Here is a 23,525-nt window from a genome sequence, read left to right as displayed (position 1 = left end):
CAACCGCCACCGGCGGTTGTTACGGTCCGCCGTGGTTTCGACCACGGGGGGATGCATGACTGCGTACGGCCGCGCTGCGCTGGAGGAGCTCCGAGACGTCGTCCGGGAGGTCAAGGGCGGCGATCCGCTCGCCCCCGTGACGGTCCTGGTGCCCAACAACATCGCCGGCATCGTGGCCCGCCGCTTCCTCGCGCAGGGCCTCGGCGACGGGCACCGGGGGGTCGCGGCGCTGTTCCCCACGACGATCGTCCGCCTCGCCGAGCAGCTCGCGGCCCCTGCGCTGCACCCCCGCCGTCCTGCCACCACCGCAGTCGTCGCCGCCTCGTGGCGGGCCGCCCTCAGCAAGGAGCCCGGCGTCTTCGAGGCGGTCGCCGAGCACCCCGCCACCGTGGAGGCCATGGTCCGCGCCGGCCGGGAGCTGCGCGATCTCGGCGACGCCGCCCTCGATGCCGTCGCCGGCGCCACCACCCTCGGCCCCGACCTCGTCCGCCTGTACCGGGATGTGCGGTCCGGCCTCTCCCCCGCCTGGTATGACGAGACGGATCTCCTGCACACCGCCACTCGTATCGCGCAGGAGCAGCCGGAGCGGATCCGCGAGGTCGGCACCGTCGTCCTCTACCTGCCGCAGCAGCTCACCCAGGCCGAGGCCGACTTCGTGACGGCGGTCGCCACCGCGGGCACCCTTCGAGTCGTCGCCGGACGCACCGGCAGCGACAAGGCCGATGCCGCCGTCCTCCGGTCTCTGGACCGGGTGGGGCTGGGCGCCGACGGCAGTGCACAGGAACCCGCCGCCACTCGCGTCCTCACCGCCTCGGACGCCGACGACGAGGTCCGCTGCGTCGTCCGCGAGGTCGTCACCGCGCTGAAGACGACGAAGGCCCACCGCATCGCCGTCCTCTACGCGAAGGGCAACCCCTACGCGCGCCTGCTGCACGAGCACCTCGGCGCAGCCGGCATCACCGTGAACGGGCCCGGCACCCGACCGGTGCACGAGCGCGCCGTCGCTCGGGCCGTCCTCGAGCTGCTCGACCTGGCGACCGACGAGGTCCCCCGCGGTGACCTGTTCCGCGTGCTCGCCGCCGTCCCGATGCGCACGACCGACGGGCAGCGCATCCCCGTCTCCCGCTGGGAGCGGCTGTCCCGTGCGGCCGGCGTCGTCCAAGGCAACGACTGGGACACCCGGCTGCAGCACTACGCCGATACTCATCGCCAGGAGCTGGCCGAGAGCGAGAGCGAGGGCCGGCGCGAGAAGCTGGCCGCCGACATCGAGAACGTCGAGCGCCTCCGCGGATTCGCCACCGACCTGCGTACCGAACTGCATCGCGGCGCGCACCTGCTCAGCTGGGCGGAGCTGTCCGGCTGGGCGCTGGACCTCGTCCACTCGCTGATCGGGAAGGCCGAGGAGCTGACTGCCCTTCCGGTCGAGGAGCAGTACGCGGCCAGCGCTTTGGAGCAGTCGCTCGGCGCCCTCGATGCCCTCGGCGCCCCGGCCGGGCTCAGGCAGCTGCGCGAGACGCTGGCCAGCCAGCTCGAGGCTGCACTCCCGCGCGTCGGCCGGTTCGGCGACGGCGTGCTCGTCGCCCCGGTCTCCGCCGCCATCGGGCTGGACGCCGACGTCGTCTTCGTCCTCGGCCTGGCCGAGGGCGTGTACCCCGGCCGGCTCCGCGAGGACCCGCTGCTGCCGGAGCGCGCCCGCGAGATGACCGGCGGCCGACTGCTCGGCTACCGGGAGCGGATCGACGCCGCCCACCGCCACCTGCTCGCTGCCTTCGCCGCCGCACCGCAGATCGTGGCATCGTTCCCCCGCGGCGACCTGAGGACCAAGAGCCGGTACCTGCCCAGCCGCTGGCTCCTGCCCACGCTCAGGCGGCTCTCCGGCGACCCGGGGCTGACCGCCACGAAGTGGGAGACGGCCGCGGGGCACCTCACCACCTCCCCTTCTTTCGCCGGCTCCCTGGCCACGGCAGAGCAGCCGGCCTGCGAGCAGGAGTGGCGGACGCAGGCCGCGCATGGGGGTCTGCAGCTGGACGACGCCGTCGTCACCGCCGCGCACACGCTCACCGCGGGCCGTGAGAGCGATGCGTTCACCCGGTTCGACGGCGACCTCTCCGCTGTCGCGGACGGGCTGCCCGACTTCGCCGCCGGCGAGCGCGCTGTCTCCCCCACCGCGCTGGAGAAGTACGCCGGCTGCCCGCACTCCTACTTCATCGACCGGGTGCTGGGCGTCCAGCCGATCGAGCAGCCCGAGGACGTCCTCACCATCAGCCCCGCCGACATCGGCACCCTGATGCACGAGTCGTTCGACCAGCTGGTCACCGAGTTCGCCGACGACCTGCCCGGCTACGGCGAGCCCTGGACCGACGCGCATCGCCGCCGGCTGGCTGAGATCGCCGACGCCCGGGCCGCGGAGATGGCCGCCGACGGGCGCACCGGTCACCCGCGGCTGTGGCAGCAGATGCTGGTTCGCATCCAAGCGGATCTGCAGGCCATGCTCGCCGCCGACGACGTGTGGCGGGCCGAGCAGCAGGCCCGCGTGCTCGCCAGCGAACTGGCTTTCGGCATGAACGGTGCGGAGCCGGTCGCCGTCCCGCTGCCCGACGGCGGCAGCGTGCTCATGCGCGGCTCGGCGGACAAGGTCGACGAGACCGCCGACGGCCGGCTCGTGGTGACCGACATCAAGAGCGGCAGCGCCCGCTCGTTCGCCGGTCTCTGCGCCGACGACCCGGTGCTGGGTGGCTCGAAGATGCAGCTGCCCGTCTACGCCCACGCGGCCCGGCAGGTCCTCGACCGGCCCGATGCCGCGGTGGAGGCCGCCTACTGGTTCGTGCGGCGGGACAAGGGGCGCATCGCCGTTCCGCTCACGCCCGAGGTGGAGCAGCGGTACGCGCAGACGCTGCAGGTGCTGGTCACCGGCATCCGCACCGGCCTCTTCCCGGCCCGGCCGCCGGAGAAGGACGACTTCGCCTACGTCCAGTGCGCCTTCTGCAACCCCGACGGCATCGGCCACGGCAACGCGCGCGCCCGCTGGTTGCGCACCAAGACCGATCCGCGGCTCGCCGAGCTGGTCGCCCTCATCGAGCCGCTGCCCGCCGACGGAGGCCAGGCATGAACCTCACCGACGACGCCGCCCGCCGCGCGATCCGCGAGGACCTCGACCGCACCCTCTTCGTCGAGGCGGGCGCGGGGTCGGGCAAGACGACCTGCCTGGTCGACCGGATCACCGCGCTGGTCACCGAGGCGCGCGTCCCGATGCGGTCGATCGCCGCCGTCACCTTCACCGAGAAGGCCGGCGCCGAGCTGCGCGACCGGCTGCGCGCGGCGCTGGAGCGCGACGGCAGGGACCTCGCCGAGCAGGCCCTCGACGACCTGGACGGCGCGGCGATCGGCACGCTGCACTCCTTCGCGCAGCGCATCCTCGGCGAGCACCCGATCGAGGCCGGCCTGCCGCCGCTGCTGGAGATCGCCGACGAGCTGAGCAGCTCGGTCGCCTTCGAGGAGCGGTGGGCCGAGCAGCGCACCCGCCTGCTGGACGACGACGCGATCGCCCAGCCGCTGTTGCTGGCGATGTCGGCCGGCGTGACGCTGGACCACCTGCGCTCGCTGGCGAAGCTGTTCAACGCCGACTGGGACCTGGTGACCGAGCGGGTCCTCAACGACGAGGAGCTGCCACCCGCCGAGTTGCGCGGTCTGGACGAGCTCGCTCGCCGAGCGGCCGCGCTCGTTGCTCGAGCCGAGGAGTGCACCCTCGGCACCGACTCGATGCGCCTGAAGCTCGACGACTTCGAGGCCTGGGCGTCTCGCCTCTCTGCCGCCGCCGACGAGGGCCAGCGCTTGGAGACGCTCAACGAAATCCTTGGTTGGAAGTTCGGCAGGACCGGCAACAAGAACAACTGGCGCAACGGCGTCCAGTCCGTGCGTGACGACTGCGCCGAACTCGTCGAGGCGGCACGGTCCGCCGTGCAGGAGGTGTGCAACTGCGCCCTCCGGCTGCTCAGCCGGTGGATCGCCGCGCGGGTCCTGGAGGCCGCCGAGAATCGCAGGTCCGCCGGCCGCCTGGAGTTCCACGACCTGCTGGTAATCTCCCGCGACCTGCTGCGCCGGGACCGCTCGGTGCGGGCGGCGCTGCACGATCGCTACTCGCACCTGCTGCTGGACGAGTTCCAGGACACCGACCCGATCCAGATCGAGCTGGCGGTCCGGATCGCGGGCGGCGCGGAGGCGAGCCAGGAGCGGTGGGAGGACGTCGTCGTCCCACCGGGGTCCCTGTTCGTCGTGGGCGACCCCAAGCAGTCGATCTACCGGTTCCGCCGGGCCGACATCGCGATGTACCTGCGATCGCAGCGGGTGATCGGCGGCGAGGTCAACCTGACGTCGAACTTCCGCACGACCGAGCCCATCGTCTCGTGGGTGAACAACGTCTTCGGCCGGCTCATCGTGGCCGAGGAGGACAGGCAACCGGAGTACCGGGCGCTCGACGCGGTGCGCGAGCCGCGCGGCGACTCACCGTCGGTCGTGGCGCTGGGCGCGGAAGCGAACCCCGGCAAGCTGTCGGCGGCGGAGCTCCGCGAGCTCGAGGCCACGGACGTCGCCGGGGTGGTCCGCCGGGCGATCACCGAGGGCTGGCAGGTCTGCGACGACGAGACGAAGGAGTGGCGGCCGGCTCGGCTGGACGACGTCGCGATCCTCGTACCGGCGCGCACGTCGCTCCCCTTCCTCGAGGAGGCCCTGGACGCTGCCGGCATCCCCTACCGCGCCGAGGCGAGCTCGCTGGTCTACGAGGCGCAGGAGGTGCGGGACCTGCTGGCCGCCGCGCGGGCGGTCGCCGACCCGAGCGACGGGCTGGCACTGGTCACCGCGCTGCGCTCGCCGCTGTTCGGCTGCGGCGACGACGACCTGTGGACCTGGAAGCGCGACGGCGGGGTGCTCAACCTGCTGGCGCCGGTGCCCGAGGAGCGGCACGACCACCCGGTGGCGGTCGCGCTGGCCTACCTGCGGCGGCTCCACAACGACTCGCGGTGGCTGTCGCCCGCCGAGGTCCTGGCCGCCCTGGTGGCCGACCGCCGGATGCTCGAGGTCGCCGCGACCAGCCCACGGGCGCGGGACCAGTGGCGGCGGCTGCGGTTCGTCGTCGACCAGGCGCGGGCGTGGTCGGAGTCGGAGCACGGCGGGCTGCGGGCGTACCTCGCGTGGGCGGAGCTGCAGGGCCAGGAGAGCTCGCGGGTCGTCGAGGCATCGCTCCCGGAGACGGACGCAAGCGCGGTGCGGATCATGACGATCCACGCAGCGAAGGGGCTGGAGTTTCCGATCGTCGTGATGAGCGGCCTGACCGCGGCGCCGCGCAGCCCCTCGGGGGTGCGGGTGCTGTGGCCGGCCTCCGGGGGCTACGAGGTGTCCCTGCGCAAGGGCGTGACGACGGGTGACTTCGACGCCGCGCAGCCGGTCGACGAGCAGATGGACGAGCGCGAACGACGGCGGCTGCTCTACGTCGCGGCGACAAGAGCCCGGGACCACCTCTTGGTGTCCCTGCACCGCTTGGCGGTGTCGCGCACCGAGACGGCGGCCAAGTTGATCGCGGACGCGGGAGGTAGCGCGTCCGGCGCGGAGTCGTGGTCGGTGGCGGAGCTGGGCGACGGCTCGTCGGTCGTCGTCGATTCCACGGCGCCCCGAGCTCCGGAGGAGTACGGCGACTGGCTGGCGGAGCTGACCCGGGTGCGTTCGGCCAGCGCGGTCGCCTCCGCCACGTCGGCATCGGGGCTTGAGGGGACAGAGCCTTCGGTCGCTTTCGGCGGGGCCGACACCGGTTCAGCGAAGGGGGCGCTGAACGTCGAGCTGCCGGCCTGGTCGAAGGGCCGGTACGGGACGGCGATCGGCCGGGCGGTGCACGGAGTGCTGCAGCAGATCGACCTGGCCACCGGGTGCGGTCTGGACGACGCCGTGGCGGCGCAGTGCGTGGCCGAGGGTGTCGAGGCGCATGCCGACGTCGTCACGGCGCTGGTGCGCTCGGCGCTGGAGTCGGAGATCGTGCGGCGGGCCGCTGCACGAGAGCACTGGCGGGAGATGTACGTCGGAACGGTCCAGCAGGACGGCACCGTGCTCGAGGGCTACGTCGACCTGGTCTACCGCGAGGACGACGGCTCGCTGGTGGTCGTCGACTACAAGACCGACGCCATCCCGGCCGAGGCGGTAGCTGCGCGAGTGCAGTACTACGCGCCCCAACTGCGCTCCTACACGACGGTGCTCAGCGCTGCGACGACCAGTCCGGACGTCAGTCCACGCCTTCTCTTTCTCAACCCGGTGGAGTCGGCCGCCGTGACCGCTGCACCCGGCTGACCCCGATCGGTCGACGAGGGAAGGCCTTCTTCCTCACACCGGACCCAATGGCATCACGCAGCAGCGCCCTTGGCCCGTCGCGTCAGTAACGAAAGGTAGGAAGACCGCATGGGTGACAGCACGGGGGCCGACCAGATGCCGTCCGACGCCGAACAGGGCACGACCGCATCGGTACCGCCGGTCGAGATCGACGTGACGGCCACAAAGGTCCTGAGCTACGCACTGGCCCACAACCAGGTGCCGGTCATCTCGCGCCTGGTGGTCACCAACAGGGGGCGACCCGTCGATGCCGCCATCGTGCGGCTGTCGGTGCGCGACGCCGAAGGGGCGATCGGCACACCCGTCGAGCTCCTGGTGGATCTCGAGGCCGGAGCGACGGCGGTCCTCACCGACGTGCCGCTCCGCCTCGATCCCGCTGCCATGCTGCAGGTCGAAGAGCAGCGCCCCGGCACGGTGGACGTCGAAGTGGCCCAGGGTGAGCAGGTGCTGGCTCGCAGGGCCGTTCCGGTTCAGGTGCTCGCCGCCCAGCAGTGGCTGGCCACACCACCGGCGTTGGCTCTGGAGATGCTGGCGGCCCACGTCATGCCGAACCACCCGTCCGTCACCGCACTGGTCAGCGAGGCTGCGGAGCTTCTCCAGTCGGCCACGGGCAGCTCATCGGTGCAGGGCTATCAGTCGGGCGCCGAGCGCGTCGACCAGATCGCGGAAGCACTTGCAGAGGCGATGCGGCGTCGCGCCATCCGGTACAGCGAGCCGCCCGCGAGCTGGGCCGACAACGGACAGAAGGTCCGGACGCCAGGCGATGTCCTGGACGGCCGGATCGGCACCTGCCTCGACACAGTCGTGGTGCTCGCCGCAGCGCTCGAGCAGGCCGGCATTCGGCCGCTGCTCTGGGTCGTGGAGGGCCACGCGTTCCTCGGCTACTGGCGGGAAGAGGTCCCGGTCGAAAGCACGGTCTCGACCGAAGTGGCCTCGCTGGTCAACCTCGTCGATCTCGGACTGATCCGACTGATCGAGACCACCATGCTCGCCGGCGACGGCCAGTATTCGGCCGGCGACCTCCACCGGCAGCCGTACGCCGCGTGGCTTGCCGGAGATCTGGATCGAGTCGTCGGCGTCGTCGATGTGCACCGCGCCCGGCAGGACCACATTTTGCCGCTCCCTGCGCGGACCCGGGACGCCGATGGCGCGATCAACGTCGTCGAGTACCGCCCTGCCGAACACAGCGCTCCGCTCCGCCCGGTTCAGCCCGGGGATCGTCCGGCCGCCCCCGCCGATCGACCGGACGTCCCCGCTCGCGTCCAGCAGTGGAAGAACGCCCTTCTCGACCTCAGCCTGCGCAACCGGCTGATCAACTACACCGAGCGATCCGGGCTGGCACTGACCGTGCCGGATGCGTCCCTCGCCGACCTGGAGGACATGGTCAACGGAGGGACGCCGATCACCCTGCTCCCCTCCGACCACATTGCCGAGATCCAGCGCGCTCGCGGGTTGCGATCGGCGCGCGAGCTCCCTCAAGAGCAGCTGACGGAGATCCTGCACAGCCGGCGCGCCGTCTTCGCGGATGCCACCGAAGCCACCTACCTCACCCAGTTCCGCAACCTCGCGTACAAGGCGAAGACGATCATCGAGGAGACCGGCGCCAACAACCTGTACCTGGCGTTGGGCAGCCTGGCGTGGGAGCTCGATGGCCGCCCGCTCCGGTCGCCGCTCATCCTGGTGCCGGTGAATCTGGCCGCCGGCGCGCGCAACAGCGGATACCGGATGGTTCTCGACGAGTCCGGGACCAGCACGCCCAACTACTGCCTGCTCGAGAAGCTGCGCCAACTCCACGGCCTCTCCGTGCCGGGCCTCGCGGAGCCGGCCGAGGACGGAGCCGGCATCGATCTCGATGCCGCACTGCAGGCGATGCGGCTCGCTCTCGCCGAGAGCGGGCTCCCCTACCGGGTCGAGCCGACGGCCGATCTGGCCATCCTGCAGTTCGCCAAGTTCCGCCTCTGGAAGGACCTGGACGAGCACTGGGCCGAGCTGTCGACCAATGCGCTCGTCGCCCACCTGGTCAGCAAGCCCACCGAACCATTCATCGACCCCGTCACAACCGGGGCCGACCACGCCGACCTCGATGACCTGGCCGCACGCTGTCCAGTCCCGGCCGACGCGTCCCAGCTAGGCGCCGTAGCCGAGGCCGCCGCCGGGCGGACCTTCGTGCTCGAGGGCCCGCCCGGCACGGGCAAGTCACAGACGATCACCAACTTGCTGACCCGAGCCGTCGCCGACGGCAAGCGGGTGCTGTTCGTCGCGGAGAAGCGAGCAGCGCTCGACGTCGTGTCCCGACGGCTGGCCGCGGTCGGGATGCGCCCGTTCGCGCTCGACCTGCACGACAAGGGCAGCAAGCCCGCGGTCGTCCGCGCCCAGATCCGGCAGGCGCTCGAGCACGCTGTCGCAGTGGATGACCAGGGGCTGGCGACCGACCAGGAGGACCTCCGATCGGCACGCCGGAGCCTGGACCGGTACACCCAGCGGCTCCATGAGACCAACGGTGCGGAGTTGTCGCTCTACACCGCGCGCACCGCCGTGCTCTCCGCCGGAACCGAGATCCCGGCTCTGCCGATCCCCGCCACCTTCGTCGCGACCACGTCACCGGAGACGGTCGCCGGTATCCGGCAGCTGCTGGCCGGGCTGCCCGACCTGACCGACCAGGCCCGCCCTCGTCCGGACCACCCGTGGGCGTTCATCGACACCGCTGACGTGATGCCCGCCGCCGTACGGCAAGCGGCTATGGACCTGACCGAGGCATTGGCGGCACTGCCTCGCGAGGGACGTCTCGCTCCAGCCGTACGTGCAGCTCGAACGCCGACAGAGCTGGACTCCCTGGCTCGACTGCTGTCAGGGCCGGCCGTCGGCCTGGATGTCCTGGACGAGACTCGTTCGCCACGATGGAGCGACGCAACCCGCTCCGTGGCCGGCGAGGTCTCGGCATTCGTGGCTGCCACGCACCCCGGGCTCGACGCCGCCACCCCGGCCGCTCTCGGCCTGCCGCTGGCCGACATCCATGCAGCCGCAACCGCAGCCGCGGCATCGAGCTGGTTCGGGCGGAAGAAGCGACTGATCGCCGTCCGGGAGCAGCTGGCGCCGGTCCTGCGGCCCGGCGCCGAGGTCGCGCCGAAGGCGGTGCCCGAGCTGACCGGCGCGCTGCTGCAGGTCCAGTCCGCAGTCCGCGCCATCGCCGAGCGGGCCGCCGGCGTCCCAGGACTCGCTGTGCCCTCGCAGTGGAACCCGCTCACCGACGCCGGGCGCGAGGTACTCGACCGGCAGGTCGAGTGGCTCCGCAGCGCCGGCGCGGCCGTCGACGCCGCAGACGGGTTTCCCGGCGTGCTCCGTGCGCTGCTGGCGGCCGGGCCGATCGTCGACGCGGAAGCCGGGGCGGCAGTCGAGCGCGCACGCGACGCTCTCTCGCAGTTGCTGACCGCGTGCCAGACCCCGGAGGAGCGGTTCGCCGAGTGGGCAGGTGCCGACGGTGTGCTCACCCGTTGGGAGGCCACCGCCGCAGAACGAGCGACGCAGGTGCCCGGGCTGCCCTCGCTCCAGTGCTGGCTGGACCTCGTCGCGGGCGTCGAGCCGTTGCGCGCAGCTGGTCTGGGGCAGGCGCGCCAGGCCATCCTGTCCGGCCGGCTCGAGGCCGACGACGCAGTTCGCGCATTCGACCGAGGGCTCGCCGAATCGTCGGTGAGCGAGCGCCAGGCGGCCACCGGCCTCGACGGCTTCCAGCCGGACCGGCACGAGCGCGCCATTCACCGCTTCACGGCCGCTTCTCGAGCCGTGCGCGAGCACCTGCGGTCGGCAGTGCCGGCAGAGGTGCTGCAGAGCCGCCCCTTCGATCCTGCGACCGGCCTGGGCCAGGTGGGCGCACTGCAGCGTGAACTGGCCAAGCAGCGCCGCGGTCTCGGAGTACGCGGCTTGCTGTCCACCTACGGCGAGTTGATCACCGCGGTGATGCCGTGCGTCCTGGTGAGCCCCGACTCGGTCGCGCGATTCTTCCCCGCCCAGGCCGGGCTCTTCGATCTGGTGGTCTTCGACGAGGCGTCACAGATCCGCGTGGCGGATGCCATCGGCGCCCTGGGCCGAGCGAAGGCTGCCGTGGTCGTCGGGGACAGCAAGCAGATGCCGCCCACGACGTTCGCCGAGCCCGCGTCCGGTACCGACGACGAGGACGTCGAGAACTCCGCTGAGCCGGTCGTCGAGGATGAGGAGTCCATCCTCTCCGAATGTGTCCAGGCCCGCGTACCACGGCAGTGGCTCTCCTGGCACTACCGCAGCCAGGACGAGTCACTGATCGCCTTCAGCAACCGGCAGTACTACGAGAACCGCCTCTCGTCCTTCCCGGCACCGGTGCACGGCCCGGCGACAACAGCTCCTGACGGGCGCGGAGTCGCCCTCGTGCGGGTGGACGGCGCCTTCCAGCGAACCGGGAAAGGCAAACTGCTCCGCACCAACCCTGTCGAGGCGGAAGCAGTCGTCGCCGAGATCCGCCGCAGGTTCGCCGCCTCGCCCGACGAGCTCCCGTCGCTCGGGGTCGTGACCTTCAACCAACAGCAGCGCGCCTACATCGAGGCGCTGCTGCGCGATGCCGGAGACGAACGACTCGTCGAGGCGCTGGACCGCACCGACGGCGAGGGACTGTTCGTCAAGAACCTGGAGAACGTCCAGGGGGACGAGCGCGACGTCGTCTTCTTCTCCACGGGCTTCAGCGTCAACGAGCGCGGCGTGCTGCCGCTGTACTTCGGTCCGCTGAACCGCGCCGGGGGTGAGCGGCGGCTCAACGTGGCCGTCACACGGGCGCGCCGGCAGGTGGTGGTTTTCTCGTCGTTCGACCCTGCCCAACTAAGGGCGGAGGAGACCTCGTCGGTGGGGGTCAAGCACCTGCGGTCCTACCTCGACCTTGCCGCTCAGGGCACCGCAGTGCTTCCTCGCGATGGGCAGCGCCCATCGGTACCGGACCGGCACAGGGAAGAGATCGCTGACGGACTCCGTGCGCGTGGCCTGGCCGTCCGTACCGACGTCGGCCTCTCCGATTTCAGGATCGACCTGTCCGTCGCCCGGGCCGACGCTCCTGACCGCCCCGTGATGGCCGTCCTGCTCGACGGTCCGGCGTGGGCAAGTCGTGGCACCGTCGGTGACCGCGACGGGCTGCCGGTCGACGTCCTCGGCGGCATGCTCCGCTGGCCCGCGGTCGAGCGAGTGTGGTTGCCGTCCTGGCTTGCCGACCCCGCAACGGTGCTCGATCGGCTGGTTGCCGCGCTAGACGCGCCGGCTGAGCAACCGCCGGCGCCCGCAGTGATCGCGCCTCAGCCCGTGGCCATGTCCTCGGACCCCGACGGAACCTTCGCAGCCGAGACGGCAGCGCCGTCCGTAGCAGAGGAGACGGCTCCAGCGCCGAAAGCAGCGGCGGCCACCTTGGACGGCCAGTCCGAGTTCCTGGCGTGGCAGCCGGGCGTGGCCGGTGATCGCAGCATCCTTGACCAGTTGCCCAGCCGCCGTGCCGCCGAGATGGTTCGAACGGTTGTCATGTCCGGTGTCGAGGTCGAAGGACCGATTCACCGGGACCGTTTGGTGCGCCTGACGGCGGCGGCGTTCGGCCTCGGCCGGGTTGCCCAGGGACGCAAGGACGCCATCACCGCGGTCATCCCTGCGCCGCTGATGGCAGGCGACTTCGTCTGGCCCGCTGGCCTTCAGCCGGGGACCTGGAACGGATTCCGCCGTCAGGCCAGTGGTACCGATCGTCCCCTGGAGCATGTGGCTCCGGAGGAGATCGGCAACGCGATGGTGGCGCTCTGCCGAGCCGCGGCCGGCATGAGTCAGGACGAGCTGTTCGCCCAGACGCTGGACGTCTTCGGCCTGCGCCGGAGGACACCCGCGCAGGTTGCGCTGCTGGAAGCGGCCTTGACGCAGGCCATCGCGTCGGGGCGCTTGACGACGCAGGCGACGGGCTTGGTGCTCCCCGGATGACCACGGCAAGCCGGCCGCAGCAAGCGTCGGCCGACGGTGGACTGCCTGCCGGACTCTACGAGCATCTGGTCACCGATCGGCTCCTCCAGTCACTAACGAAGCTTCCGCCAGAGCTCGTTGACCTCGGCGGGCTCGACCCTGCGGACGCCCACGAGGCGCTGACCCGCCACATCACCGAGCTGACCAGACGGGCGTTGCGGGCTGCCGGCGGCTCCGACGCCGCTGCCGTCGCTCGCCAGGTCGCGCTGGCCAATCGCATCGTCAGGGTGATCAGCGAACTCTCAGCGGATGCGATCGACCCCGACGAGCCGATTGTCGACCCGCCGCGCACCCTTCTCGCCGTTGCCGAGCCACGTGCGGTTCCCGGCCCCGTGCTCTTCCCCGAACGGCCCGCCACCCCGCTATCCACGAGCGCGCTTCTGGTGAACGGCCGCGGCCAGCCTCGAATCGGCTACGAGGTGGCTCAGGAGCTGTCGTCGGCAAACCACGTGGACCTGCTCTGCGCGTTCATCAAGTGGCAAGGCGTACGTGTGCTGGAGAGGGCCCTGCTCGGCCTGCGAGAGCGCGGGGGTCGGCTGCGGATCATCACGACGACGTACATGGGTGCGACCGACCAGCGCGCTCTGGACCGTCTCGTCGAGCTAGGCGCCGACGTCAAGATCTCCTACGAGACGCGGACGACGCGGCTGCACGCGAAGGCCTGGCTCTTCCGCCGTGCGACCGGCATGTCGACCGCCTACGTCGGCTCGTCGAACCTGTCCCGGACGGCGATGACCGACGGCCTCGAGTGGAACGTCCGCCTCTCCAGCGTCGAGCAGGGGCATCTGCTGGACACCTTCGCTGAGACGTTCGACAGCTACTGGGCCGATCCGTCGTTCGAGACGTACGACCCCACCCGCGACGGCAACCGGCTCCGCACCGCGCTCAGCGCGGAGCGCGGTGGCCCGATGGACTTGCCCATCGAGATCACGTCGCTCGACGTGCGGCCGTTCGGCTATCAGCGCGAGATCCTCGACGAGCTCGAGGCCGAGCGCACCGTCCACAATCGGTGGCGCAACCTCGTGGTGATGGCGACGGGAACCGGCAAGACCGTGGTTTCCGCACTGGACTACAAGCGGTTACGGGCCGCAGGAACCGCCGACCGCATCCTCTTCGTCGCCCACCGGGAAGAGTTGCTGGCACAGAGTTTGTCGACGTTCCGCCACGTGCTGCGCCAAGGCGACTTTGGTGAGCTGTACGTCGGTGGCCAACGCCCCCGGGAGTGGCGCCACGTCTTCGGCTCGGTGCAGTCCCTGGCCCAGCTGGACCTGGCGGAGCTGGATCCAGCGCACTTCGACCTGGTGGTCGTCGACGAGTTCCATCACGCGATGGCCGCCACCTATCGCCGCCTCCTGGACCACCTCACACCCGAGGTTCTCGTCGGGCTCACCGCGACGCCCGAGCGGACGGACGGCGCCGACGTACGCGAATGGTTCGACGGTCGCACCGCGGTGGAGCTGCGGCTGTGGGAGGCGCTGGAACAAGGGCTGTTGGCCCCGTTCCAGTACTTCGGCATCCACGACGACGTCGCCCTGAAACAGGTGCGCTGGAGGCGCGGACGCGGCTACGACCCCGCCGAGCTCACCAACATCTACACCGGCGACGATCACCGGGTACGGCTCATCCTCCAAGCGGTCCGGGACAAGGTCGACGACCCCGGCAAGATGCGGGCCCTGGGGTTTTGCGTGAGCATCCAGCACGCCGAGTTTATGGCGCGCCGCTTCACCGACGCCGGCATCCCCAGTTTCGCCGTCACTGCCCGGACCTCACGCGAGGATCGGGCAGCCGCTCTCGCCGCGCTGCGCGATCGCACGGTCAACGTGCTCTTCACGGTGGACCTGTTCAACGAGGGGCTAGACGTGCCGGCCGTCGACACCGTGCTTTTCCTCCGCCCGACGGAGAGCGCCACCGTCTTCCTTCAGCAGCTCGGGCGCGGCCTGCGGTTGTCCGAGGACAAGTCCTGCCTGACCGTTCTCGACTTCATCGGGGCGCAGCACCAGGAGTTCCGCTTCGACCTTCGGTTCCGCGCTCTCACCGGCAGCTCACGGCGAGGGCTGCAGCGAGACGTCGAGCAGGGATTTCCGCTGCTTCCCGCCGGTTGCCACATCGAGCTCGACCGGGTGGCACAGCAGCTCGTGCTGGACAACATCAAGTCGTCGCTGAACGTCTCCTGGAAGGGGCTCGTAGCCGAGGCTCGTGGCCTCCAGCGGCCGACGCTGGCAGGCTTCCTCGAGGAATCCGGGGTAGAGCTCGAAGACCTGTATCGCGGCAGCGGTCGCAGTTGGCTGGACCTACAACGAGCGGCAGGGTGGGACGACAGCGTTGCCGGACCCGACGACGCCGCTCTGGGTGGAGCGCTCGGCCGCATGCTGCACGTGGACGACGTCGAACGGCTGCAGTTCTTCCAGTCGATCACCGAGGGCGAGGTCGAGCTCAACGACAGGACCCGCCGGCTCGCAGCCATGCTGCACTTTTCTCTCTTCGGTAGCCGGACTCCCTTCAGCAGCATCGAAGCCAGTCTCGCGCGATTTCTGGCCCATTCTGGGCGCGCGTCCGAGCTCCGCGAACTGAGCGGTGTCCTGCACGACCGCATCCACCGCGTCGCACCGGCTCTGGAGATCGCCGGCCCCCGACCGCTGCACGTGCATGCCCGCTACAGCCGAGACGAGGCGCTGGCGGCATTCGGGATGGAGAACCTCAACGGCACCTTCGGTTCGGGAGTGCGATGGGTGCCGGACGATCGAGCCGACGTCTTCTTCGTAACGCTGATGAAGTCAGAAGCGCACTTCTCACCCACCACCATGTACGCCGACCACGCCATCTCCCCGACGCTTTTCCAGTGGGAGTCGCAGAACAACACGGCCGAAGGCTCCGCGACCGGGCGGCGGTACATCAACCACCGTGACCTAGGCACTTCTGTGCACTTGTTCGTCCGCGAGACCAAGACGGCTGATGGAACGCTGGGGACGCCGCCGTACCTGTACGCGGGGCCGATGACCTACCTGTCCCACACCGGTGAGCGGCCGATGCGAATCCTCTGGCAGCTCGACCACGCGCTTCCTGCGGACGTCTTCCACGCGGCCAAGGTGGCCTGAGAAAGTCCGGGACGTCACTGAGTTGGCGCCCGCAGGTCGATGACGTCCGTCGCCGAGATCTCGTCGTCGCTGCGGCGATCCAGAAGCTTGAGCAGGTCTTCCTGCCGCGGCTGCCCAAAGGCCAGGCGGTACATGGCCAGATCGCGCTTCAACCGGTCATAACGCGGTCCGTCAAGGCTCAGCGCGTAGGGGTAGACGTGCCGCTCGATCTTGGCCTCGCCCTCGTAGACCCAGAACGGCACGAAGTCGCCCCGGTCCTTGGTGGCCTCGTCGGCGGCGTCGTAGGCCGCCTTCCACGGATCCGAAGACGAGGAGCGCAGCGCATCCGCACGGTGCGCGGCGGCGACGTTCCGCCGCACCGCATGACCGCCGAACCGGTGCACCCGGCCTTCGCGCTGCTCGAAGTCGACGGGGTTGGCGGGTGTGTTCCAGTGGACGATCGCCGAGCACCACCAGTGGAAGTCGATGCCCTCCTGCCCGGCTGAGGTGGTGGTGAGCACAAATGGCCAGAACGGGCTGTTGAAGGCCGCGCGCACGTCCTGCTGGCGGATCTGCGCTCCCTCGGCAGCCTCAGTCGCGGTACCGCGCGCAGAGCCGTAGCGGAGCGCGAAGCGGCTGCGCAGGCGCGGTCCACTGCCCGCCGTGGGGTAGTACGGCGCGTAGTTGACCACCCGAAGGGTGACTGCCCGAACGATTCCGTCGGCAAGATTCCACAGGGACTCGCCGGTCATGGGTGCGTCGGACAGCGAGCTGCGCAGATGGTGCACGTACTCGTCCACCACGGCCTGCAAGTTGCCAGCGGCGCAGTAGTCCAGCACCGCCCGCCAGTAAGCCGACCCCTGGTCACCTCGGTCCAGGATGAGCGTGCTCTCGAGGCGGTTAAAGAGAGAGCGCAGGCCTGCGGCCAGGTGCGCCGCGGCAGCCCAGTGCTCCCTGGGCGTCACCTCGTCCTCCCCGCCGAGCACCCGGGCAAGCGCCCGCCACGCGATGTTGCCGGGCGAGTGCGCAGCCAACCGGACCACGTCCCGCGAGAGGCTGTCCCGTCGCTGGAGACCCGCAGCGCCTCCGCTGTTGACCACCCGTAGCGCCTGCTCGATGTGGGCGCTCAGACCGGCGTGAGCCTCCGCCGAGGTCTGCTGCGCATGCGTGCCATCGCCCGCGTCCCCGGCGAGGAGGTGCAGCAGGTCGTCCTCCATGCCGTCCGGCAGGGCACCGGGCCAGCTGAGAAAGCGGCTCCAGGGTGTGGCATCCGCGTCGCCCTCTGCCTGATCCCGACCGCGTCCAGCCTCCTCGAGCACGTCACGGACGGCGGTCTCGAGCTGCGCTCGGCTCAGGAGTTCCGCAGGGCGCGCGCGAGCGGCGGTGAGCGGGTCCGCCAGCCGGGCCAGTTCGGGGTGCGGCCAGAACAGCGCCAGAGCGCTCATCGCCCCAGGCCGCCCCTCGACCAGTCGGTAGTCCAGCCGGCTCGCCACTGCAGCGCGGGCTTGGACGGTGTTCTCCACCAGCGTGCCCTCGGCGATGCGCCGTTCGGCCTCGTAGCTGAGCAGGCCGGCGATGGCTGTGGGAGTCGCTGACCAGGACGAGAAGACCAGCCGCTTGGTGATCCCGGCCGCCGCGTGATGGGCGAACGGCTTCCCGAGCTTGAAGTAAGGCATAGAGGGGGGAAGCCAGAGCAGCTCGGCCCACCCCTGATCCACCGTGTCACCGGCCAGCCGGCGGAGCCGGGCGTTGCCCGGGTCCACCGGTTTAAACGCGGTCAGGGCCTCGGCATCGAGCTGCTGGGTGCGCGCTGTCAGCTCCTCGACACCCGCGGTGCCTCCATCCGCCAGCGCCTGCTTCAGCTTGTCGCCGAGCTGGTAGCCCTCGACGAAGTTGACGAAGTAGGGCGCGGACTTCCAGTACTCGAGGGTCGCGTTGGCTCTCAGGGCAGACGCGAGCTCGCGCAGGCGCACGTACCCGCGGACATCGTCTGCTGTCAGATCAGCGAGGTCGGTGCGCACTTCCCGGACCATCTCACCGGAGGTCAGGCGGGGACGCTCGGACCGCGTCATCACCGTGGTCAACAGGCCCCTGACCCGTTCCGCGGCCGCAGCGGCCCTGGTCCCCCGGGCCAGCGCGTCGCGATAGGCCGACAGCGCGTCTTCCACCTCTCGCAGCCAGACCGCGTCGTCGTTGAGGAAACGGAGGGTCTCCACGAAGTCCCGGTGGTGGCTCTCGCCCGACGTCTGGGTCTCCTGGTCGAGCGTGAACGGCTTGTAGGGCGTCGCCGACAGCAACAGCACCTTGGACTGGCCGTAGTCGAAAAGCTCCTGCGCGAGCTCGGCGCTCGGGCCGCCCTTCTCGACCGAGAGGAGGTTCTGGAAGCGCTGGAACTCGTCGAGGATGACGAGGTCCGGCTCCAGGGATTCGATCGAGGCGCGGGCCAGCCGGCCGCGCAGCTCTCCGATCAGCGTCGTGGCCCTATGTCTTTGCTCGTCCGACAGCTGGTGCTTGCGGCCGACGTCGTCGAACAGTTCTTCTGCGCGTCTCGCGAGATCGTCCGCCGTGATCGCTCTCCCGAACGCGCTCGCGATGACCGGGTCCGGGCCACCCGCCAGGGTCCAGCGGAGGTTCTCGACGACGTTCTCGAACCGGTCGTACGACCTCGTGGTCGCCCGAAGTGCCTGGAGCGCGCTTCGCCTCGTCCAGCCGGACAGCCCCAGCTGCTCTTCCAGCAGCAGGTAGATGAGTGCCCGCTCCTCCGCTTGCCCTGTGCGCCAGCCCTGCTCGAAGCTCGTTCCAGGCGTGAACGCGACGAGGTTGACCGGCTTGTCCAACGCGCCTGACGAGGCGCCGTTCAACATCGCGGTGTGCTTGGCCAGCATGGTCAAGCGGGTGGACATGTGCGTGGCGCGATCCCCGGTCACCTCGAGGCGGGCCAGGTTCTGCCGGGCGATGTCTGCGTTGGAGCAGATGTAGACGATGTCGATCCGGTCGACCGAGTTGTCGTCCTGCAGGTGTTCAAGTGTCTTGGCGATAACCCCACGCGCCACCACGCTCTTGCCCAGGCCCGTCTCATCAGCCACGAGGAAGCGGCGCGTGGGTTGGTTGTCGGTGAAGAACCTGCGCGTGACGTGTTCGACGGTGGCTCGCTGGAAGTCCTTGAGACCTGCGAGCACGGGGGCCGCATCGAACCGCGTCATGCCTTGACCGCCTTGTCCTGCCGAACGGTGTCGACGACCGCCCAGATCTCCGTGAACCCGTTCGGGAGGACCGACGCCGCATCAACCCGGGCGCCGAGCCTGTCCACGAGACGGGCGAGGTCGTCCAGGCGGTCCGGATGCTCGACGAGGGCTCGCATCAGCAGTTCGAGCATCCCGGGCGCCTCGAATCCGGTGGCGGAGGATGGGGCTGCAGCTCCCGCCGGGGGCGCGCCCACAGCCCAGGCGGGTTGCCCGATCCCCAGCAGCAGGGCCAGGAATCGTAGGAACTTCTCCGGGGTGTCGACCTGTTTGGCGATGACTTCGTCCAGCCGGTTCTCTGGTGCACCCACCAGCTCAGCCAGTACGACGGCGTGCACGGTCTCACCGCTTCGTGCCGTTGCTGTGATCACCGTGAAGGCCGAGATTTGATCGACGGCCATGGGACCGAACGAGGCGTTGACCGGCTCGCGAGCCGGCACCTCGACGGCCAATTCGGGCACCGTCACTGGGCGCACCGTGACGCGGGCGCCGTCGGGCAGGGGCGGGATGACCGGACCGGTCAAACCAATCCGGTACTCGTCAGCAGCTGCGTGCACCGAGGCGACCCACTGCCCCATGGCCAGGTCCATCACCACATCGCCGAGCTGCCCTGCGGCGTCGTCGTCCTCCTGGACGTCCTGCGGCGAGTAGTCGGTGAGAATGCGGCGCAGCGGGCTGTCCGGCTGGACGAGGTCGACCACGCCCAGCTTGGCCGCCGATCCCACCAGCGAGACCAGGATCTCGACATTGCCGTTGAAGGCGGCTTCCGTGGCGTTCGCCGAGCCCACCCGGATCCACGCGTGGCGTCCGTACCGCACGATGAAGCACTTGGCGTGCAGCCCCGTGAGTCCGGTGGCGGTGGCCTCTGTTCCGTCGCCCTTGTCCTCCATCTCGCTGGTCAGGGGGTCGAGGATGAGCAGTGCATGCCTGTCACGGGTCTCCGGCGCCAGTGCGTCGAACGTCTTCTGCCGGCTGACGACGGTCGCCGGACTGCCTCCGGTCACGGTTGCCAGCCCCCCGTCTGTGCAGAACGGCGAGATGACCAGGTGGTCGTCGCCGACGAAGTAGTCGTCCTCCAGGGTGTGGCCCAGCCCCAGGACGTCGAAGGCGACGTCGTCGATGTGCTCCGGAAGTTCCCATTCCGTGCGCAGCAGGTCGTGCGCCAACCGGTCGAGGCGCGCGAAACGGTCGCCGGGCAGTTCAGCGAGGCACAGGGACGGTAGGGCCCGCAGCAGGTCGGCGATCGGTCGGTTGGCTTCCACCAGCCCTGTCGCGAAGGCCCCATCCAGCTGCAGGCAGAGATCCCAGCTGCGATCCCCGGTGAGATTTCGGCTCGGCACGATCATCCGCATGCGGACGTCGTCCGCGTCCTCCGCGACATATCGCAGCACCCACAGCTTTGGGTGGAAGAGGTGCCCTGGCTTGGGCCGCCGAACGGCATGCAAGACCGGCTCGAGGAACGAGAAGATGGGCGACCGCGACGGCGGCATGGCGATCGCGCCGGCCTGGTGGAAGATGTCGAGCCGCTCAGCCGAGGCCCGCACCGCCTCCATCAGTGCAATGGGGTCGCCGGAATCCGCCAGCCGGCGCGAAAGGAAGGACAGCGGCACCGACAGGGCCGTGTCCAGGTGCAGCGTGAAGGTCGTCGCCGCAGCGTAGTCGAGCCGGTATCCCTCCGGCGGGCGGAGCGCGTCGAGCAGCAGCGAGCGACCGTCGGGCTCAAGCAAGGTCTGACTCCAGGCCCTCATCGATGTCCGCGATGAGGCCGGCCACGTTGCCCCACCGGTAGTTCAGCCGCCGGCTACCGGATGCCCCGGCCCAGCTGCGCAGGAGCTTCTCGTTGACCAGCCGCGACTGGGCGCCCTTGATCGAACGCTCACGCTGCCGGATCAGTTGTCGCAGGGCTTCGTCGTCGGCCATTCCCCGCAGCTCGCCGCCGACGAAGGCGTCCAGCCAGTCGCCGATGAATCGGCGAGCGCGAACATTCCCCTCGATGCGCGGGTTCTGATGCATCACCCGGCTCCACATCGCCGCGACGTCCCAGGACTTCCGTCGCGGGTGGGCCAGGGCGTGCTGCGCCCAGTCATCCAGCGCCTGGCGATAGCCGGCCACCGGGTCCGAGACGTTGGTCAGCGCCTTGCTCTCGTACCACTCGCTGATGAGCAGGTTGTAGAGCAGCGCCGCCCCGTGCATGGCGAGAGAGAAGAGTTCCGCGTCCTCGACGATCGAGGCCATCCCTGCGGGGGCTGTCTCCACCGCGGGATGGGTCCACGGCCAGTCCACACCGTCGACGGTCCAGTCCGACAAGAGGATGTGGGTCAGGAAGGTGTCAGGGCAGGACGCAGTAATCTGCTCCAGCAACCAGCCGGCCTCGTCCGGTGTCATCCGGACGCCCTGCTCCATCGTGTCGGGGAAGCCGGGCGGCATGGCAGGCAGGGAGGACACCCATCGTCCGGTGGCCTCGCGGGCGACGTGTTCGCCCAGCTTCTCCTCGTCCAGGGCTCCGCTGCTCACTGCAGGCCGAGCGATTCCGTAGCGCTCGAGTGCCTGGTTGTAGAGGACCGACGGCAGGTTCTTCACCGCGGTGCCGGCTCGCGCGCCGATGATCCCCGGCTCGCCCGGCGCCGCGCTCTTGAGCGCGACGAGCGCCTTGCGCTCGACCTGGTCGAGCGTCAGCCTCCTGCTTCGGTAGTGAGCCGTGCCGTCGGCGTACTGCGCGCACCACGGGATGATCAGGAAGTATCGGGCCCGGGTCAGCAGCACCGAGGTGCCGGGGAAGAGCAGGTCGGAAAAGGCGTCCCGCACCTGACCGATACCGAGCTCGTCCCGGCTCTCCTTCTCTTCGAAGAGGCGCAGCATCTCCCGGGTGCGGCGTTGGTCGTCCGCCGAGAAGTCCAGCCAGGACAGGGCGGAGGCCATCAGGCGGCCGACTCCGTATTGGGGGCCTGCGTCAACTGCCGGGGCTGCATGCCTCTCGCAGTCATGTACGTGAGGGCTCGCCGAACGACCTCACGCTTGCGGCGCAAGTCTTTGAGCCGTGGGGAGCTCCCGTCACTCAAAGGCTCCAGTCGGTTGAGCTCGGCAGCCAGCTCCGCCTCCAAGGCGACGACGTGGTACCAGAGCATGGCGTCGACCGACAGATCCAGCAGCTGGCGGGCACGGGCGGCGGAGATGCGGGCTGTCAGGTCGACGACGATCTGCTCGAGCGGCGCGTCACCGGCGCCGCCGACTGCAGCCGCGCCCGTGGCCACCGCAGCTCCGGTTGAGGCCAGCCCGCCCAGCAACGCGATGCCGCCCACCATCCCACCAGGCCCGAAGGTGGCGAGAGCGCTCGTGATCGCCGCCGCCCCCGCTAACCCGGCCGGCGCTGCCAAAGCGATGCCCAACGGCCCCGCCACCAGCAACGCGACGCCGCCGAGGCCGAAGGCGATCCGCGACCAAGGAACTCCGGAGCTGTCTTCGAGCACGCCCCTGACTTCCTGAATCGCCTTGCCGATCGTCGTCCCGCTCTCCGGCTGGATGCCGATCTCGATCGCCATGTCGCGCAGCGCAGCGGTGGGTGCCTTGCCGGCATTGATGTCGTACGGCTGGACGAGGTTGGACAGCGCGCACAGAACCAGGGGATCGATCGCCTCGTCCAGGTTCCAGTCCCGACGCGAACGAGGGGGCGTGCCGTTACCGAGGCTCTCGACGATCGGCGGGACCGGCCGCCCCTCGTTGACCAGCATCAACTTGAGCCGGTTCGCCATGTCCTCTTGGACGAGCTGAAGCGCTTGCCCGTAGCGCTCGGCCGTCTTGCGGTCCTCGATCAGGCGTCGGACGTGATGAGCGAAGGCCAGGAAGAAGATCGCCTGTTCGACCGGCGCGGGGATACGGAGTTCGACGCTGCGCTCGACCGGCACGAGACCCGTCTCCTGAGAACCGTGCATCGCCTCGCCGATGAGGGTCCGCACGGAGGGGTGCTCGAAGTAGGCCTTGGCATAGTGACGCGGTCCGACTGCCACGACGAAGTCCTGGGCAGCGGGAAACGTGCCGGCAAGGCCGCGTCCGGCTGTCACGATGTCGCCGCGGCCGTAGACGTTCGCCCAGTCGTCGACGATGCCGTACGGGAATCGCTTGAGGAGCCTCTCGCACTTCTCGTGGATGAAGGCCGAGCCAGCTGGGCTGCCCAGAGTGATTAGGCGCCGAACTCTTAGAGAGGGCGGCAAGTGGTCGAGGAGATCGATCGCCACCACGGAACCCAGGCTGTGCCCGACGATCACGATGTCGCCCTCAGCCGGGACCGCCTCGAGAACGCGGCGTAGGACCGCGCCCCTCAAGCCATCGTTGTCGATGTACCGATCGACCTGGCCCAGCTGGCCGAGGCGGAAGTCGACGACGGCTTTTTGCACCACGTCGACGACGACTTCGGGTACCGCTTCCAGGCCCACCCCCCACGCGTCGGGGTCATGACCGATGAGCCGGCTGACGCGTGCCTGCCGACGCTCGTAGTCACGTCTGCGAGCGTCCTCGTCCTTCGCCGAGTACGTGCGGGCGGGCATGGAAGCGCGGACCCCATCGGTCTCGAGCAGGTCGCTGTACCGCGGCGCGACCGTCTGCGACTTCGGCAGCGGGTCGTACCCCGCCTCGACCAGACCGTCGTTCAACGCTTGCAACCAGGTTCCCTGCGGATCGCCGTTGCCGACTCCGTGGAGAAAGACGAGTACCGCAGACAAGAAACAGGCTCCCTAAGTCCAACCGTTGTGCTGCTGCCGCAGCCTGCCACGCCGTACCGACGTCCCCGAACCGCCGCGCGCCGATACACGATCCAGCAAGCCACTACACGAGGCGTTGT

Annotated in this window: 8 protein-coding genes; 4 read left to right on the top strand and 4 right to left on the bottom strand. The window is 70.0% G+C overall.

Features of this window, described 5'->3' with window-relative positions:
- The first annotated feature begins 55 nt into the window (after nt 1-55).
- The 4 genes from ACI790_RS01105 (at nt 56) to ACI790_RS01090 (ending at nt 15,470) form a co-directional block, all read left to right on the top strand.
- A complete protein-coding gene (locus ACI790_RS01105) occupies nt 56-3,109 on the top strand; it encodes a PD-(D/E)XK nuclease family protein (protein ID WP_456567929.1) in 3,054 nt (1,017 codons plus the stop codon).
- Nucleotides 3,106-6,330, top strand: a complete 3,225-nt coding sequence (locus ACI790_RS01100; RefSeq protein WP_456567928.1) for a UvrD-helicase domain-containing protein — start codon at nt 3,106-3,108, stop codon at nt 6,328-6,330. The genes ACI790_RS01105 and ACI790_RS01100 overlap by 4 nt, the downstream gene beginning before the upstream one ends.
- Nucleotides 6,331-6,438: 108 nt before the next feature.
- On the top strand, nt 6,439-12,336 hold the full coding sequence (locus ACI790_RS01095) for a DUF3320 domain-containing protein (protein WP_456567927.1): 5,898 nt from the start codon (nt 6,439-6,441) through the stop codon (nt 12,334-12,336).
- On the top strand, nt 12,333-15,470 hold the full coding sequence (locus tag ACI790_RS01090) for a DUF3427 domain-containing protein (RefSeq protein WP_456567926.1): 3,138 nt from the start codon (nt 12,333-12,335) through the stop codon (nt 15,468-15,470). The genes ACI790_RS01095 and ACI790_RS01090 overlap by 4 nt, the downstream gene beginning before the upstream one ends.
- A gap of 14 nt (nt 15,471-15,484) precedes the next feature.
- Here ACI790_RS01090 and ACI790_RS01085 read toward each other — a convergent pair whose 3' ends face one another.
- Genes ACI790_RS01085 through ACI790_RS01070 form a run of 4 tightly spaced genes read right to left on the bottom strand, consistent with a single transcriptional unit; the run spans nt 15,485 to nt 23,406 of the window.
- Complete coding sequence (locus tag ACI790_RS01085) at nt 15,485-18,652, bottom strand: helicase-related protein (RefSeq protein WP_456567925.1); 3,168 nt, start codon at nt 18,650-18,652, stop codon at nt 15,485-15,487.
- Entirely contained in the window at nt 18,649-20,418 is a 1,770-nt protein-coding gene (locus ACI790_RS01080) for a phospholipase D family protein (RefSeq protein WP_456567924.1), read from the bottom strand. The genes ACI790_RS01085 and ACI790_RS01080 overlap by 4 nt, the downstream gene beginning before the upstream one ends.
- Nucleotides 20,411-21,610, bottom strand: a complete 1,200-nt coding sequence (locus ACI790_RS01075) for a DUF6361 family protein (RefSeq protein ID WP_456567923.1) — start codon at nt 21,608-21,610, stop codon at nt 20,411-20,413. The genes ACI790_RS01080 and ACI790_RS01075 overlap by 8 nt, the downstream gene beginning before the upstream one ends.
- Complete coding sequence (locus ACI790_RS01070; protein ID WP_456567922.1) at nt 21,610-23,406, bottom strand: hypothetical protein; 1,797 nt, start codon at nt 23,404-23,406, stop codon at nt 21,610-21,612. The genes ACI790_RS01075 and ACI790_RS01070 overlap by 1 nt, the downstream gene beginning before the upstream one ends.
- Nucleotides 23,407-23,525: the final 119 nt, after the last annotated feature.

Source organism: Blastococcus sp. SYSU DS0539, from assembly GCF_054050855.1.
The sequence above is the reverse complement of the archived record's forward strand: the minus strand, read 5'-3'. Positions and strand labels throughout refer to the sequence as shown.